Raw genomic sequence first — 15,459 nt, 5'->3', positions numbered from 1 at the left:
AAAGTGTCCGCTCAGAGACCATGGCAACCGGCTACGTAGTTTATCTACGTGACCAACAGTATGTCCGTCGATGTCCTGAAGGACTGAAACACATCAATTACACCGGAGGAGACAAAATGAAGAAAAGCATCATCGCCATGCTTGCCACCAGCGTTGTGGCATTGAGTAACCCGGCCCTGGCCGCCACCCCGCCTGCCCAGGCGGGTAACAGTTCTGCCGTGCTGCTGCAGGGCTTCCACTGGAACTCGTCGAGTGCCAGGAGTCCGAACTGGTACAACACCTTGCAGGGCAATGTGGGCGAGCTGAAAACCATGGGCTTTAGCCACGTCTGGTTCCCACCGCCGTCCGATTCGGCGGCGTCGCAGGGCTATCTGCCGCGCCAGCTGAACAACCTGAATTCCGCCTACGGCAGCTCGGCCGAGCTGACCAACGTCGTGCGCGCGTTCACGAACAGCGGCATCAAGGCGGTGGCCGACGTCGTCGTCAACCACCGCGTCGGCACCACCGGCTGGTCGGACTTCACCAATCCCAACTGGACCACGTATTCGATCGTCAACAACGACGAGTGCAACTGCGGCCTGGGCAGCGCCGACACGGCGCTCGGCTTCAACGGCGGGCGCGACCTGGACCACCGCAACGTCGGCGAAGTCCAGAACGGCATCACCACGTGGCTGAACTACACGCTCAAACCGGTGGGCTTTACTGGCATGCGGGTGGACTACGTGCGCGGCTTCAGCCCCAGCTACGTCGGGCAGTATGCCAATGCCTTCAACGCCGAATTCTGCGTCGGCGAGCTGTGGAACGACCTGAACCTGAACAACGTCGATGCGCACCGCCAGGAAATCATGAACTGGATTAACGGCACCAGCAACAGCTGCGGCGCGTTCGACTTCACCACCAAGGGCCTGCTCAACGATGCGCTGGCCAACGGCAATTACTGGCGCCTGAAGGATGCCGCCGGCAAGCCGCAGGGCGCTATTGGCTGGTGGCCGGCGATGGCGGTGACGTTCGTCGACAACCACGACACCGGTCCGTCCGAAAGCTGCGGCAACGGCCAGAACCACTGGGCCGTGCCGTGCGGCGCGGTGATGCAGGGTTACGCCTATGTGCTGAGCCACCCCGGCATTCCGACCGTGTACTACCCGCACATCTACAACTGGGGCCTGAAGACGCCGATTGCCGCGCTGATGGCAGCGCGCCGGGCAGCAGGGGTAACGTCGACGTCGCCGGTGGCGATCCAGCAGGCGGCGCAGGGACTGTACGCCGCAGTCGTCACGGGCAACACGCGCCAGCTCGCGATGAAGATCGGACCGAACGCCTGGAGCCCGACCGGCACGGGCTGGGTGCTGCAGACGTCGGGCAGCAATTACGCGGTGTGGATGAAGTAAGGATCCGCTGTGTGTGTGACGTACCGGCTGCCAGCCACGGCGGCCGGTCGTCAGCCTGATGCCGGCTGCGCGCCGCTACAATGGCGCCATGTCCATCGTATCTGCTTGTGTTCCTGTTCCCCCGCTCACTGGCCTCGCGCCCGTGATCGACGCTACTACCCGCATTCTCGTGCTGGGCAGTTTTCCGGGCGCCGCGTCGCTGGCGGCCGGACAGTATTATGCGCACCCGCGCAATCTGCTGTGGCCGATCCTGTCGCAACTGACGAGCGAAGACCTGGCCGGCTTGCCCTACGACGAGCGCCTGCCGCGCCTTTTGGCGCACGGCATCGGCTTGTGGGATGTGCTGGGTGCCTGCGAGCGAGAAGGCAGTCTCGATTCCGCCATCCGTGCACCGGCCGCGAACGATTTCGCGCGGCTGCGCGAGCGTTGCCCGCAGCTTGAAACCGTCGGCTTCAATGGCAGGACGGCAGGCAAATTTGCACCGCAATTTGCCGACGCCGGGTATCGCACGGTCCTGCTGCCATCGACCTCGCCGGCGTATGCGGCGATGCCGTTTGCGCAAAAGCTGCTGGCCTGGCAGCGCTTGCTGGGGGATTGACGTTTTGCAGATATCACCAAGGTAACGCCACCGCGCTGCGGATGCAAGCGGTGGATCATCAGCGCCGCCTACCGAATAAGCGTCCCGGTCCCCGCCGCCATTTTCCGCAGATATGCCAGCTTTGCCACGTACACCTCGCGCATATCCTGCCGCGTGCTGTGATCGACCGCCAGCGCGATCTGTTCGCGTGCATCGCGCACATGCCCCAGCTGCAGATGGGCGACGCCCAGCCAGAACCGGAACTCGTCGTTGTACGGCGCGCGCCGCACCTCGCGCGCAAAGTGGGTTACCGCATCGTCATACCGGCCAGCCTTGAGCGCGGCCGTGCCCAGGTCGAAGTAGTGGTACGGCGGCGTCGGATCGACCGCCGCGATGCGCGCGGCCAGCGCCGCCGCTTCCAGCGGTCGGCCGAGCGCCACCAGCACCGGCTGCAGGTTGTGCAGCACCGCCAGGTTCTCGGGCTCGCGCACCAGCGCCGCCTGGAACGCGCGCTCGGCCAGCGCCGGTTCGCCATGCCGCTGGTAGATCACGCCCAGTGTGTTGAGCGTGCTCGCCACGCCGGGGCGCGCCAGGACCGCCGCGCGCGCCCACCAGTAGGCGTCGTCACGCCGGCCCTGCACCAGCGCTTCGGCGGCGCGGTTGTTCAGGAACAGGGCGACGATGTCGTCTTCTTCGAGCTCGCGCGTGCGCAGGCGCGCGGCCTCGTCGCGCGGGATGAAATCGACCACCAGCACGCGCTGCGGGTGGTAGCCGCGCGGCGCGTCGGCCGGACGTTCGCCCAGGCTGACATTGATGTGGGAGCTGGACAGGTACAGGCCGGCAGTGCGGCTCCAGGTGTTGTCGACGTCCACGCTCTGGAACCGGACCGGCATGCCCAGCTCTTTCGCGAAGGCCGCCGTCATGATCACCAGCGACAGGCAGTTGCCCGTGCGCGCAGCGTAGGTCTGGCTGGCGGTGCGGGTGACGGTCGATTCGTATTCGAGCTTGAGGTCGGACTTGCTGTAGAGCGCATCGACCAGGCCGTGCTGCAGGCCTTTGGTGCGCAGGCGCGACGTGAAGGCGCTGCTGTTCAGGTAAGTGCGCATCGCGGGGCTGAGCGCAAACAGGTCGTGCGCGCCGATGGGCTCGGAGGGTGGCGCAAAGCGTGCATCGGCAAACAAGGCCGCTGGCGGGGCAGGGGGAGGAGCGAGACTGGCGCAGCCGGCCAGCAGCATCGACAAAAACAGCCAACCGAGCGACAGCCAATTGAACAAGACCCAGCGCATGGCGCCTCCTGCAAACGAGCGTACTGACATGGCAGTATCCGCTCCCTTGCGGGCGAAGTCAAAACTCAGTCTTCGTGAAACGCTTCCAGCAGTTCGTCCATGATCTCGGCGGTTTCTTCGTCCGACAGGCCCAGATACGCGCAGGCCGCCACGCCGCCCTTGTTCCATTCGTTCGACTCGGCGTGGCCCTGGTAGCGGCAGATCGCGTTCTCGGCCAGCAGCGACAGGGCGACCAGCGAGCGCACGGGTCCCGCGGTGGCGGCATCGTCGATCACGGCGAAATCGTGATGGTGCAGGATGGCCCAGGCCACGTGGTCGGACAGGCCCCAGTTGCGGGCCAGCAGGCAGCCCATTGCGGCGTGGCTGGTCGCGTGGCGTTCGTTCTCGAGGTCGGTGAACGGGCGATGCGCTTCCATCGACGCCGCGCCGTAGGTCACGTCGTAATCCTTGAAGCGGTCCATCAGGAGCGGCACGCCGGTGTCGCAGAACAGGCCGAACGTGTGCGCCACGTCGGCCTCGCCCATGCGCAGGCGGCGCGTCAGGAACACCATCGCGTGCGCGCGGCGGGTCGAGATGTCCCAGAAGCTGGCCAGCGCGGCGCTGTTGACAGGAATCGCCTGGCGCGCCAGCAGTCCGGTCATCAGGGCCGCCACTTGGTTAATCCCCAGGAACAGAATGGCCTGCTCGATCGACTTGGCCTTGCGGCGCCCGCCGTAAACGGCCGAATTGGCCAGCTTGAGCAGGGCGCCGGACATGCCGACGTCGCTGGCCACGATCCGGCCGATGGCGTCGGGCGATGGATCGTCGGCCCCCAGTTCGCGCTGCAGATCGGCAAGCAGGCTCGGCCGCGGTGGAATGCGGATCGACTTGATCAGGGCATCGACCTGGTCGGTTTGGGGGGCGGATTCGACGACGGTATTCATGAAATGGCGGGGCACGAGAGGGCATCTCGGACGTTGCGGGGGAACGTGTCACTATACTCCACACGCCAAAATATTGCAGCAAGGCAATGTGCAAATCAACTGGTTAATGTGGCAATTCCACCATAGCGCCAGGGCACTGGCGTGCGCGCTAGAATCCCGCCATGGCTATTTCGACAATTGCAGGAATTGATTTTTCAGCCGACGCCGCCACCGTGGCGCGCCAGCTGATCGGGGTAACGGTACTGCTCGACGGGGTGGGCGGGCGCATCGTCGAGACCGAGGCCTATGACCGCGAAGATGCGGCATCGCACGCGTTTGCCGGCGAGACGGAGCGCAACGCGTCGATGTTCGGTCCGCCAGCGCATGCCTACGTCTACCGCTCGTACGGCATCCACTGGTGCCTGAACTTCGTGTGCCGCGAGGCGGGGCACGGGGCCGGGGTATTGATCCGCGCGCTGGAGCCGGTGGCGGGGCTGGACGTCATGCGCGCCCGGCGCGATGCGTTCGATGAGCGCGCGCTGTGTTCGGGGCCGGGCAAGTTGTGCCAGGCGCTGGGCGTGACGCGTGCGCACGACGGGATGGCGCTGGAGGGCGCGTCGTTTACCTTGCTGCCGGCAGAGGAGGGACTGGTCGTCATGGAAGGCGTCCGCATCGGCATCTCGAAGGCGGTCGACGTGCCGTGGCGCTTCGGCCTGGCCGGCTCGCGTTTTCTGAGCCGGCCAATCCGTAGCCAGGCGCGCAATTAAGCTGATCCGCGGCGGCGCGTTGTCGCCGGTGGCAAGGCCGGCACCGGCTTCGCGCGCATCGTACTGGCGCGGCTGCGGCGATCGGCCACGCCCTGGAAGCCCACCGCCGGCGCGTCGTCGTGCGCTTTTTCCATTCCTTCCACCTCTTCGACGTCGTCGTCACCCGGTGCGATGCGGAAGATCGCCACGGCCTTGGCCAGATTGACGGTCTGCTCGTTCAGGCTTTCGGCCGCTGCTGCGGCCTGTTCGACCAGCGCCGCATTCTGCTGCGTCATGCTGTCCATCTGCCCGACCGCGCGATTGACGTCGGCGATGCCGTCGGCTTGCTCGGTGCTGGCGATGCTGATGCGCCCGATGATGTCGTTCACCTGGCGCACCGACGAGACGATGTCGCCCATGCTGGCGCCGGCTTCGCTCACCGACGCGTTGCCCCGTTCGATGATGCTGACCGAGTCCGCGATCAGGCCCTTGATTTCCTTGGCCGCTGCCGCCGAGCGTTGCGCCAGCGTGCGCACTTCGGACGCCACCACGGCAAAGCCGCGTCCCTGCTCGCCAGCGCGCGCTGCTTCCACCGCTGCGTTCAGGGCCAGGATATTGGTCTGGAACGAGATGCCGTCGATGACGCCGATGATCTCGACGATCTTGCGCGAGCTGGCCTGGATCGATTCCATCGTCGTCACCGCCCCTTGTACCGCCTGGCCGCCGCGCGCGGCCAGCTGCGCCGCTTCGGCCGCCAGCTCGGATGCCTGGCGCGCATTGGTGGCGTTGTCCTTCACCGCCGTGGTCAAGGTCTCCATCGTGCTGGCCGTCTGTTCGAGCGAGCTGGCCTGCATCTCGGTGCGGCTCGACAGGTCCATATTGCCGGTGGCGATTTCGCGCGACGCCGTATCGATCGAGCGCACCGCCGTCATCACGCTGCGCAGCGCCGCATTCAGGCGTGCGATCGTGTGATCCAGCGCGCGGCCCGTGTCGGCGATTTCGTCGCGGCCCTGCGCGTCTACCGGTGGCGCGTCGAGCCGGCCTTCTGCCAGTTCGCCGACCGTGTGCGCAATCGAGTGGATCCCGGCCAGCATCGCGCGCCGCACCAGCATCGTCACCGCCAGTGACAGCGTGATCGACAGCAGCACCAGGCCGGCCATGGTCCAGCCCAGCGTGCGAAATTCAGCCCTGGCGGCGGCGTAGGCCTCCTGGTTCATGGTCTTTTCGATCTGTGCCAGCTGCGTCAGCGCGGTGTCGAGCGCGCCGAACTGCTGCTCGGCCTTCTGCATCGCATTGGTGGCGATCGACTGGTCCACGGCCGCCATCTCGATCGTCTCGCCGATCGCCTTGCGATAGCGTGTCAGCGCCGCTTGCGAGGCCGCGACCGGCGCGCGTTCTTCGCGTTCGGCGGCGTGCGCGAACTTGCCCAATTTGTCGCCGAGGGCGGCGTGCCGGCGGCCGATGTCGGCCGTCAGTGCGCGCAAGCGGTTCTCGGCGAAGCTGCCATTGGTCCAGGCCAGCAACTGGTAGGCGTTGGCGTGGACGAAGCGCGCCTCGCCGGCGACATCGGCCACCGCCTGCAGGCGCGCGGCGCGCACCTGCACCATGTGTTCGAGCGAGGCGTTCTGGCGCACCATGCCATAGTAGGAGGCGCCTGACAGCATGGTCAGCAGCACGAGCACGAGGCCCGGGGCGAGCAGCAGTTTCTGGCCGATCCGCAGTTTGTTCAGCATGGGTCACTCCACAAAAAAAGCTGCCATCGCGGGCAGGGCGACGGCAGCGACAGCAGGGGATGCGCGAGGCCGGCGCAGGCTTATTTCTTGTAGATGCCCGCTTCGAGCACCACGCCGTCGACCAGCAGGATGTAGGTGGTCTTGGGTTCGATCTTGCCGGTGGTGGGATTCTTGTACTGGTAATCGACCCAGCCCTTGCCCTTGGCCGCGGCCAGCTCGATGATCTCGCGCCGGTACTTCTTGCCGTTCGCATCGGGCACGTCGGTCAGGTCCTTGCCGACGATCGACGGGTTGTACGGGTGGGCCAGCACGATGCCGGTCTTGACGTCGCGCAGGTCGATGTACAGCGGGCCCTGGACGAATTCCGGGTCCTTGGCATTGATGCGCTTCATCATTTCATCTTTGCCCTTGGCCTTGATCAGGGCGGCGCCGCGCTCGGCCATGGCGATGGCGTCCTTCTCGGTCGGTTCATTGGCCAGGGCGGCGGTCGAGGCCAGCCCCAGGCACAGGGCGGCGGCGGTAGCGATCAGTTTCATGGTGGTGCTTCCTTTCGCGGTAAATGCCTCGGAAATATTGCTTAAGTGCATTCACTACTCTAGCGGCGCGTGCCCGAGCCGGATTGCGCACGCACAAGCGCGTGGAAATCGCACGGGCGCCGTTGCGCCGATGCCGCACTTTTTCCTACAACAGCCCGTGATTGTCCTATTCACGCAGTCAGACACCATCTCATTGATTGATGGCAATTGCTGTCCATTTGGCCTCCCTAAGATGGGTTCTTTCCGGCACTCCGCCGCCTTCCCATCGTCTTCTTCTGGAGATCTTCGTGAACACGACTGCAACGACGCCCACCAAGTTCAAGCCCTTCACGCGCCAGTCGATCGTGACCGCGCGCCAATGGGAATGGCTCACGCCCGAGCTGCAGGAAGCCGTGCAGGTGGTCTCGCACGTGCTGCCGTTTCGCACCAACGCGTATGTGATGGATACGCTGATCGACTGGTCGCGGGTGCCGGACGATCCGATCTACCGCCTGACGTTCCCGCACCGCGACATGCTCCCGGGCGCCGAATACGAGCAGCTGCGCGACCTGGTGCTGGTCAAAAAAGATGACGCCGCGATCGCGCGCCTGGTGCACGCGATCCGCATGCGCATGAATCCGCACCCGGCCGGCCAGATGACGCACAACGTGCCGCGCGTGAACGATGCGCCGCTCAAGGGCCTGCAGCACAAGTACAAGGAAACGGTGCTGTTTTTCCCGAGCGCCGGCCAGACCTGCCACGCCTACTGCACCTTCTGCTTTCGTTGGCCGCAGTTCGTCGGCATGGACGACCTGAAGTTCGATGCGCGCGAGTGCGGCGAACTGGTGGACTACCTGAAGGTGCACACCGAGGTCACCGACGTTTTGATTACCGGGGGCGATCCGATGATCATGAATACGCGCTCGCTGGCCGAATTCCTCGAGCCGCTCCTGATCCCCGAGCTGGCCCACATCCAGAACATCCGCATCGGCACCAAGTCGGTCGCGTACTGGCCGCAGCGCTTCGTGTCGGACAAGGACAGCGACGATCTGATGCGCCTGTTCGAGAAGGTGGTCGCCAGCGGCAAGAACCTGGCCATCATGGGCCACTACAATCACGCGGTCGAACTGCGCGCACCCATCGCGCAGCAGGCGGTCAAGCGCATCGTCGGCACCGGCGCCACGCTGCGCATGCAGGGCCCGCTGATCCGCCACATCAACGAAGACCCGAAAAGCTGGGCCGAGCTGTGGACGACGGGCGTGCGCCTGGGCGCGATTCCCTACTATATGTTCGTCGAGCGCGACACCGGCCCGCGCGACTACTTCGCACTGCCGCTGGCGCGCGCCCACGAGATCTTCCAGGCAGCCTATTCGATGGTCTCGGGCCTGTCGCGCACCGTGCGCGGGCCGTCGATGAGCGCGTTCCCCGGCAAGGTCGTGATCGACGGCGTCGTCACGATCAATGGCGAAAAGCTGTTCGCGCTGCAGTTTTTGCAGGCCCGCAATCCGGAATGGGTGCGGCGGCCGTTCTTTGCCAAATACGATGCGACGGCGACCTGGCTCGATCACCTGAAACCCGCGTTCGGGCGCGACCGCTTCTTCTTCGAGACCGAAAGCGGCGGCGCCCTGCGCGGCGCCGGCGGCCGCGTGATCCCGCTGGTGCCGGCCGGCCAGCGCGGCCACGCCCAGCCCGACGCGGCATAACCGGTCGACGCTTGGTCGGATCCTGCGCCATGCAACCCGCTGCCACGGTGGTGTCTCCCGCTCCTCCGCGCCTGTCCGGCCTGGCGGTGTTCATGTACGTGTTCGTGCCGTTCGCGCTGGGGCATTACCTGTCCTCGCTGCTGCGCAACGTGAATGCGGTGCTGGCGTCGCAACTGGCGAGCGCGCTCGCGCTCACGCCGGGCCAACTGGGGTTGCTCACCAGCGCGTTCTTCTTTGCGTTCGCGCTGGTCCAGCTGCCGGTGGGGATGGCGCTGGACCGTTACGGGCCGCGCCGCGTGCAGGTGGCGATGCTGCTGGTGGCGTCCTGCGGCGCGCTGCTGTTTGCGCGTGGCGGCGGCTTCTGGAGCCTGCTCGCGGCGCGCGCCGTCATGGGGTGCGGCCTGGGCGGCTGCTTCATGGCGGCGGTCAAGGCCGTGTCGATCTGGATCGCCCCGAGCCGGCTGCCATCGGTGCACGGCTACCTGATCGCCGTGGGCGGCATGGGCGCGGCCAGTGCCACGATGCCGGTGCGCGCGATGCTCGAGTACACCGACTGGCGAGGTCTGTTCCTGCTGCTGGCCGGCCTGGTCGCCTGTACCGGCTTGCTGATCGCGCTGCTGTACCCGAAGACGGGCGACGCCGCGCCCAGCCGCAGCCCGTTATCACCGCTCTTGCCGGCGCTGCGCGAGGTCTGGCGCGCGCCCGGCTTTCGTGCGGTGGTGGCCCTCGTGCTGGTGCCGCATGCGGTGTTCTTCGGCGTGCAGGGCCTGTGGATCGGGCGCTGGCTGGCCGACGTGGCGCTGTACCCGGAAGACGCCGTCGCCTACCTGCTGTACCTGGGCATGGCGGCCGTGGTGTTCGGCGCCATCGCGGTGGGGATGATCACTGAGTGGGCTGGACGGCGCGGCATGCCACCGCTCGACGTGGCGGCCGCCGGCATCACGATGTTCGTGCTGATCCAGGCGGCGTTCGTGATCGGCTACCGGCCCAGCTTTCCGTGGCTGTCGGTGATGTTCACGCTGGCCGGGACGGTCACCGGCATCGACTACGCGATCGTGGCCCAGTCGATGCCGCGGGCCCTGACCGGGCGCGCCGCTACCTTCTTGAACCTGTTGATCTTCATCGGCGCCTTCCTGGTGCAGGCGGGCTTTGGCGTGGTGATCGGGCTGTGGCAGCCCGACCTGCTGGGCCACGCGCCTGACGCCGCCTACCGCTGTGCGTTCGCGCTGCTGGTGCTGATCCAGGTGCCTGGCTTGTGGCAGTACGCGCGCCGCCGCAAGGATGCACCGTTGCCGGTGACCTGAGATTGCTGCCCCGTAACGTACGTGCTGTAATGTTTTGTCAATATAAGATTCCCCATTCTGTATTTTGGGGGAACACCATGCGACATCATCTGCCGCGCCTGTGCGCCGGCGCCACCCTCCTGTTGCTGGCTGCCTGCGGCGACAAGTCGACGCTGCCGCAAGGCGCCGACATCGGGCCGCAGCCCGAGCTCAAGGCGCCCAACAAGACCCTGATCCCGACGGTCAACATCGCTAAGGCCACCGGCTGGCCCGCGGGCGTGATGCCCACGGCGGCCGCCGGCCTGGACGTGAATGCGTTCGCCACGGCGCTCGATCATCCGCGCTGGCTGTACGTGCTGCCCAACGGCGACGTGCTGGTAGCCGAATCGAATGCCCCGGCCAAGCCGGAGGCAGGCGGGATCCGCAACTGGATACAGAGCAAGGTGATGGCCCGCGCCGGCGCCGGTGTACCGAGCGCGAACCGCATCACGCTGCTGCGCGACGCTGATGGCGACGGTGTGGCCGAACTCAAAACGGTCTTCCTGAAGAACCTGCATTCGCCGTTCGGCATGGCGCTGGTGGGCGACATGCTGTACGTGGCCAATGCCGATGCCATCGTGCGCTTCAACTACAAGGAAGGCGCCACCGAAATCACGCAAGCCGCGCAGCCGGTCGCGCCGCTGCCGGCCGGGCTGAACCACCACTGGACCAAGAACATCATCGCCAGCCCGGACGGCAAGAAGCTGTACGCCACGGTCGGCTCGAACAGCAACGTCGCCGAAAACGGCATGGACATCGAAAAGAACCGCGCTGCGATCCTTGAGGTGGACCTGGCCAGTGGCGCCACGCGTTTGTTCGCGTCGGGCCTGCGCAATCCGAACGGCATGGCGTGGAATCCGCAGACGGGCGCGCTGTGGACGGTCGTGAACGAGCGCGATGAAATCGGCAGCGACCTGGTGCCCGATTACCTGACGTCGGTGAAGGACGGCGGGTTCTATGGCTGGCCGTACAGCTACTACGGCAAGAACATCGATGCACGCGTCAAGCCGCAGCGGCCTGATCTGGTGGACAAGGCGATCGTGCCCGACTACGCGCTCGGCGCGCACGTGGCCGCGCTCGGCCTGACGTTCTATGAAGGCACACTGCTGCCGGCGCAGTACCGCAACGGCGCGATCATCGGCAACCACGGTTCATGGAACCGCAAACCGCGCTCGGGCTACAACGTCGTGTTCATTCCGTTCCGGGATGGCATGCCGAACGGGAAACCGGTCGACATCCTCAGTGACTTCGTCAATAAGGATGGCGAGGCGCAGGGCCGGCCGGTGGGCGTTGCCGTGGACAAGAAGGGCGCGGTGCTGGTGGCCGACGATGTCGGCAATGTGATCTGGCGGGTGGTGCCGGACGCCGGATAGCAACTACTCACAACGCTCCCACGTCGTTCCAGCGAAGGCTGGAACCCAAGTGTGCTTGCGTTACTGGCACCGCGAAGAACTTGGGTTCCCGCCTCCGCGGGAACGACGTGTTTCAGGCGCAGCCTGTGACCAGCAGCACCGGAATCCCGGTCCACGCCACCGCCACCACGGCCAGTACCGCGCTGGCTGCACCCACATAATCCACGAACTCGTCGGACCCCTGGCGCAGGCGCTTGCCGGCCAGGGCACCGACCCACACGCACGCCGCCATCGACAGCAGCGTCGCGCCGCCCAACAGCCACGGATTGGGACCCGCAGCGCGCAGTGCGCCCGGCGTGCACTGACTCGCTGCGACGATATACGCGAACGCGAAGTGCGCGCCCCAGATCAGCAGGGGCAGTGAAGCGCGCGTGGCGCGCGAAAAGAAATGGTCGCTCATCGCATCACTCCATCACCAGCAGCAGGCCGCGGATCACCAGGAATCCGGCGAAGCCCTGCAGCGTCACGTAGTGCCAGATCAGCGCGATATTGTCGCGCGTGGCACGGTTCTCGGGGACGATCATGCCGCGCCAGGCGCGCACGCACAGGTACGGCGCGGCCAGCAGCAGCACGAACAGCATGATGCCCTGGAAGCCGAGCAGGATCGAGATCGATGCACTCCACGTGTCGCGGGTGCCGTCCAGGTTCACCAGGCGCCAGCTGTAGACGTCGACACCGAAGGCGCCGGCGGTGCACGCCAGTGCCACGATCAGCACCCACGGCGTGAGCTTGTTCGAGACCCGGTCGCTCAGCCACACCAGCGCGGAACCGCCCAGCAGCAGGGCGGCCGACAGCAGCGTCCACGACCACGCCGGCAGCGATGCGCCCGGCGGTGGGCAGATCTGCAGCCGCATCGATGTGTGGATGTAGACGTAGGCGAACGAGCAGTAGATCAGGAACAGCACGATCAGCATGATGAACGTGCCCCACCACGAGTGCGACGCCGTGCCGCGCGCGCCGATCGGCAGCGTGACGCCGCCGCCGATGTCGGCTTCGCGCATCGGCACCTTCTGGTCCGACTGCCACAGCCAGGCAATGATCGAGCCGATGGCGATCAGGCCGCAGATGATCGCCAGCACGTTGGCCTTGACGGTCAGCAGCAGGAAGAAGCCGGCGGTGCCGAAGGCGCCCAGCACGGTCAGCCAGCTGTCGCCCGGCAGGATCATCAGGTAGGTCGGCCTGGCGCTGACCGGGCTGGTGGAGATGGTTTCGCGGCGGCCGGTGACGGTGTTCGGCAGGTAGTGGCGGCCTTCGGCGACTTCCTTCGACAGCGTCGGCTGGTCCCACAGCGGGTCGTCCGACGTGATGATCGGGATGCTGCGGTTGCCGTAGTCTTCCGACGGCAGCCATTCGAGGGTGGCCGCATTCCACGGATTGCCCACGTCCTTGGTCGGACGGCGCAGCGTGCGCGTGGCGTCGACGATCATCAAGAGGATGCCCAGGGCGAACAGGAACGAGCCCAGGGTGGAGATCATGTTCAGCGCATCCCAGCCCATCTCGCTCGAATACGTGTAGACGCGGCGCGGCATGCCGAACAGGCCCGTGATGTGCATCGGGAAGAAGCTGATGTTGAAGCCCCCGAACAACAGCCAGAAGGTCCATTTCGACAGGCGCTCGGACATCGTGTTGCCGTTGATGAGCGGGATCCAGTAGTAGATCGCGGCAAACACCGGGAACACCATGCCGCCGATGAGCACATAGTGCAGGTGGGCCACGATGAAGTAGGTGTCGTGCACCTGCCAGTCGAACGGGATCACGGCCACCATCACGCCGGTCAGGCCGCCCAGCACGAAGATGAACATGAAGCCGAGCATGAACAGCGTCGGCGCATTCATCCTGATGCGGCCACTCCAGAGCGTGGCGATCCAGCCGAACACCTGGATGCCGGTGGGGATCGCCACGGCCATGCTGGCCGCCGAGATCAGGCTCATTTCAATGACGCCCAGGCCCGCCGTGAACATGTGGTGCGCCCACAGGCCGAAGCTGAAGATGCCCACGCCGACCAGCGCAACGACGATCGCGCGGCGGCCGACCAGGCGGTTGCCGGCGATGGTCGGGATCATCGTCGAGATCATGCCGGCGGCCGGCAGGAAGATGATGTAGACCTCGGGGTGGCCGAAGAACCAGAACAGGTGCTGCCAGATGATCGGGTCGCCGCCGCGTTCGGGGTCGAAGATCGGCAGGTTCAGCGCGCGCTCGAGTTCGAGCAGCGCCGTGCCGGCAATCACGGCCGGGAAGGCGATCACGATCATCACCCCCACGACCAGCATGGCCCACGCATACACCGGCATGCGGCGCAGCGTCATGCCGGGCGCGCGGGTAAACAGGATGCCGACGATCAGCTCGATGGCGCCGGCAATGGCGGAAATCTCGATGAAGCCAATCCCCAGCAGCCAGAAGTCGGCGTTGAGGCCAGGCGAATACTTCATGCCCGTCAGCGGCGGGTACATGAACCAGCCGCCGTCCGGCGCCAGACCCCAGAACAGCGTGCAGAAGAACGCCAGGCCACCAAAGGCGTAGCACCAGAACGCATACGCCGACAGGCGCGGGAACGGTAGATCGCGCGCGCCCAGCATATTCGGCAGCAGGTAGACGGCGATCGCCTCGACGATCGGAATCGCGAACAGGAACATCATCACGGTGCCGTGCATCGTGAAGATCTGGTTGTAGGTGCCGGCCGAGACCAGGTCGTTGTCCGGCACCGACAGCTGCACCCGCATGATCAGGGCCAGGATGCCGGCCAGGATGAAGAATAGGATCGCGGTGCCGATGTACAGCAGGCCGATATTGGTGTTGTTGACCGACTTGAAGAAGCCCAGACCGGATGGCGTCTTCCACACGGCCTCCAGTTTTTCCAGCTCCTCTGGCGGGCGTGGGGCGGAATTGGGTAAGGTTGCGTCGCGCGTCATTTCAGGTGCTCAAGGTAGGTGGCCAGTGCGCGCAGGGTCTCGCCGTCCAGGTCCGGGGAGGGCGGCATGAAGACGCCCGTTTTGATGGCTTGCGGGTCGGCGATCCAGCCGGCCAGCGTACCGCGGTGGTTGCGCAGCGTGCCGGCGGCGATGTGCCGGCGGCTGCCGATGTGCGTGAGGTCGGGGCCGAGGCGCGGGGCATCGGCAATCCGGGCATCCAGCTGCGGCGCGACATCGGTCACGCCGCGGATCGTGTGGCAGGTCTGGCACTGCTGCGCGAGGAAGGCCTCGCGGCCGCGCTGCAGCACCGTGGTGTCGGCCGGCGCGGCCGGCTGGGCCTGGCGTGCGAGCCAGGCGTCGAACTCGGGGCGTGGCAGGGCGATCACGTGGAACGCCATGCGGGCGTGCTGCTCGCCGCAGTATTCGGCGCACTGGCCGCGGTAGGTGCCCGGCTTGTCGGCGCGCAGGTTCAGGCCCGTGACGCGGCCCGGGATCATGTCGCGCTTGCCCGCCAGCGACGGCACCCACAGGCTGTGGATCACGTCCGATGCGGTCAAGCCCAGGTATACCGATTCGCCGACCGGAATGACGATCTCGTTGGCGCTGATGATTTCGCGGTTGCTGGCCGGGTCGCGGTAGCGCACTTCCCACCACCACATCTTGCCGGTCACGGAGATGGTCAATGCCTTGTGCGAGGTTTGCGGCACCAGTTGGCCGGTGCGCCACGTGCTCCAGCTGAGCAGCGCGGTCAGAACGATGACGGGGAATGCAATGCCGGCGCCGAGGATCCAGACGCCAGGCGTGATCGGGCGCGCCTGGCGCCGCATGGCCAGCGCGAGCAGGCCCATGACGATGGCAAAGATCACGGTGCCGCCGACGAACAGGACCCATGTGAACTGATAGATGATGGCCGCGTCGGCGCCGGCCGGATGCATGACGGACTGGATGTCGCTCAAGGGAGTCATA

The 15,459-nt window shown here is 66.1% G+C and carries 13 protein-coding genes; 6 read left to right on the top strand and 7 right to left on the bottom strand.

The features are described 5' to 3' along the window. Nucleotides 1–116: 116 nt before the first annotated feature. Nucleotides 117–1,388, top strand: coding sequence for a glucan 1,4-alpha-maltotetraohydrolase domain-containing protein (locus ACZ0AJ_RS17110; RefSeq protein WP_499455693.1), 1,272 nt, complete (start codon nucleotides 117–119; stop codon nucleotides 1,386–1,388). Nucleotides 1,389–1,476: 88 nt separating this feature from the next. Next, nucleotides 1,477–1,986 carry a DNA-deoxyinosine glycosylase gene (locus ACZ0AJ_RS17105; protein WP_499455692.1) on the top strand — a complete coding sequence of 170 codons (510 nt, stop codon included), beginning with the start codon at nucleotides 1,477–1,479 and terminating at the stop codon, nucleotides 1,984–1,986. Nucleotides 1,987–2,054: 68 nt separating this feature from the next. On the opposite strand, the gene ACZ0AJ_RS17100 is transcribed toward ACZ0AJ_RS17105, so the two are convergent. Together ACZ0AJ_RS17100 and ACZ0AJ_RS17095 are read right to left on the bottom strand one after the other, a co-directional pair. Continuing rightward, complete coding sequence (locus ACZ0AJ_RS17100; RefSeq protein WP_499455690.1) at nucleotides 2,055–3,251, bottom strand: tetratricopeptide repeat protein; 1,197 nt, start codon at nucleotides 3,249–3,251, stop codon at nucleotides 2,055–2,057. A gap of 65 nt (nucleotides 3,252–3,316) precedes the next feature. Continuing rightward, nucleotides 3,317–4,174 carry an HDOD domain-containing protein gene (locus tag ACZ0AJ_RS17095; protein ID WP_183556224.1) on the bottom strand — a complete coding sequence of 286 codons (858 nt, stop codon included), beginning with the start codon at nucleotides 4,172–4,174 and terminating at the stop codon, nucleotides 3,317–3,319. A gap of 161 nt (nucleotides 4,175–4,335) precedes the next feature. On the opposite strand from ACZ0AJ_RS17095, the gene ACZ0AJ_RS17090 reads away from it, so the two are divergent. Continuing rightward, on the top strand, nucleotides 4,336–4,920 hold the full coding sequence (locus ACZ0AJ_RS17090; RefSeq protein ID WP_499455688.1) for a DNA-3-methyladenine glycosylase: 585 nt from the start codon (nucleotides 4,336–4,338) through the stop codon (nucleotides 4,918–4,920). Here the strand turns inward: ACZ0AJ_RS17090 and ACZ0AJ_RS17085 are convergent. Further along, entirely contained in the window at nucleotides 4,917–6,632 is a 1,716-nt protein-coding gene (locus ACZ0AJ_RS17085) for a methyl-accepting chemotaxis protein (protein WP_499455687.1), read from the bottom strand. The two genes, ACZ0AJ_RS17090 and ACZ0AJ_RS17085, sit on opposite strands and share 4 nt — an antisense overlap. An 80-nt stretch (nucleotides 6,633–6,712) precedes the next feature. Then, nucleotides 6,713–7,168 carry a cache domain-containing protein gene (locus tag ACZ0AJ_RS17080; RefSeq protein ID WP_499455708.1) on the bottom strand — a complete coding sequence of 152 codons (456 nt, stop codon included), beginning with the start codon at nucleotides 7,166–7,168 and terminating at the stop codon, nucleotides 6,713–6,715. 287 nt (nucleotides 7,169–7,455) lie between these two features. Between ACZ0AJ_RS17080 and ACZ0AJ_RS17075 the strand changes: the two genes are divergently transcribed. The 3 genes from ACZ0AJ_RS17075 to ACZ0AJ_RS17065 all read left to right on the top strand — a co-directional run bounded on the left by ACZ0AJ_RS17075 (nucleotide 7,456) and on the right by ACZ0AJ_RS17065 (nucleotide 11,545). Continuing rightward, complete coding sequence (locus ACZ0AJ_RS17075; RefSeq protein WP_499455685.1) at nucleotides 7,456–8,850, top strand: KamA family radical SAM protein; 1,395 nt, start codon at nucleotides 7,456–7,458, stop codon at nucleotides 8,848–8,850. 29 nt (nucleotides 8,851–8,879) lie between these two features. Further along, entirely contained in the window at nucleotides 8,880–10,154 is a 1,275-nt protein-coding gene (locus tag ACZ0AJ_RS17070) for an MFS transporter (protein WP_499455684.1), read from the top strand. 77 nt (nucleotides 10,155–10,231) lie between these two features. Beyond that, complete coding sequence (locus ACZ0AJ_RS17065; protein ID WP_499455682.1) at nucleotides 10,232–11,545, top strand: PQQ-dependent sugar dehydrogenase; 1,314 nt, start codon at nucleotides 10,232–10,234, stop codon at nucleotides 11,543–11,545. A 112-nt stretch (nucleotides 11,546–11,657) separates the two neighbouring features. Here ACZ0AJ_RS17065 and ACZ0AJ_RS17060 read toward each other — a convergent pair whose 3' ends face one another. Genes ACZ0AJ_RS17060 through coxB form a run of 3 tightly spaced genes read right to left on the bottom strand, consistent with a single transcriptional unit; the run spans nucleotide 11,658 to nucleotide 15,458 of the window. Continuing rightward, on the bottom strand, nucleotides 11,658–11,984 hold the full coding sequence (locus ACZ0AJ_RS17060; protein ID WP_183556231.1) for a hypothetical protein: 327 nt from the start codon (nucleotides 11,982–11,984) through the stop codon (nucleotides 11,658–11,660). Nucleotides 11,985–11,988: 4 nt separating this feature from the next. Then, nucleotides 11,989–14,493 carry a cytochrome c oxidase subunit I gene (gene ctaD / locus ACZ0AJ_RS17055; protein ID WP_499455681.1) on the bottom strand — a complete coding sequence of 835 codons (2,505 nt, stop codon included), beginning with the start codon at nucleotides 14,491–14,493 and terminating at the stop codon, nucleotides 11,989–11,991. Further along, nucleotides 14,490–15,458 carry a cytochrome c oxidase subunit II gene (coxB, locus tag ACZ0AJ_RS17050; RefSeq protein WP_499455679.1) on the bottom strand — a complete coding sequence of 323 codons (969 nt, stop codon included), beginning with the start codon at nucleotides 15,456–15,458 and terminating at the stop codon, nucleotides 14,490–14,492. The genes ctaD and coxB overlap by 4 nt, the downstream gene beginning before the upstream one ends. Nucleotide 15,459 lies beyond the last annotated feature (1 nt).

Source organism: Telluria sp. AC161, assembly GCF_979258535.1.
The sequence above is the reverse complement of the archived record's forward strand: the minus strand, read 5'-3'. Positions and strand labels throughout refer to the sequence as shown.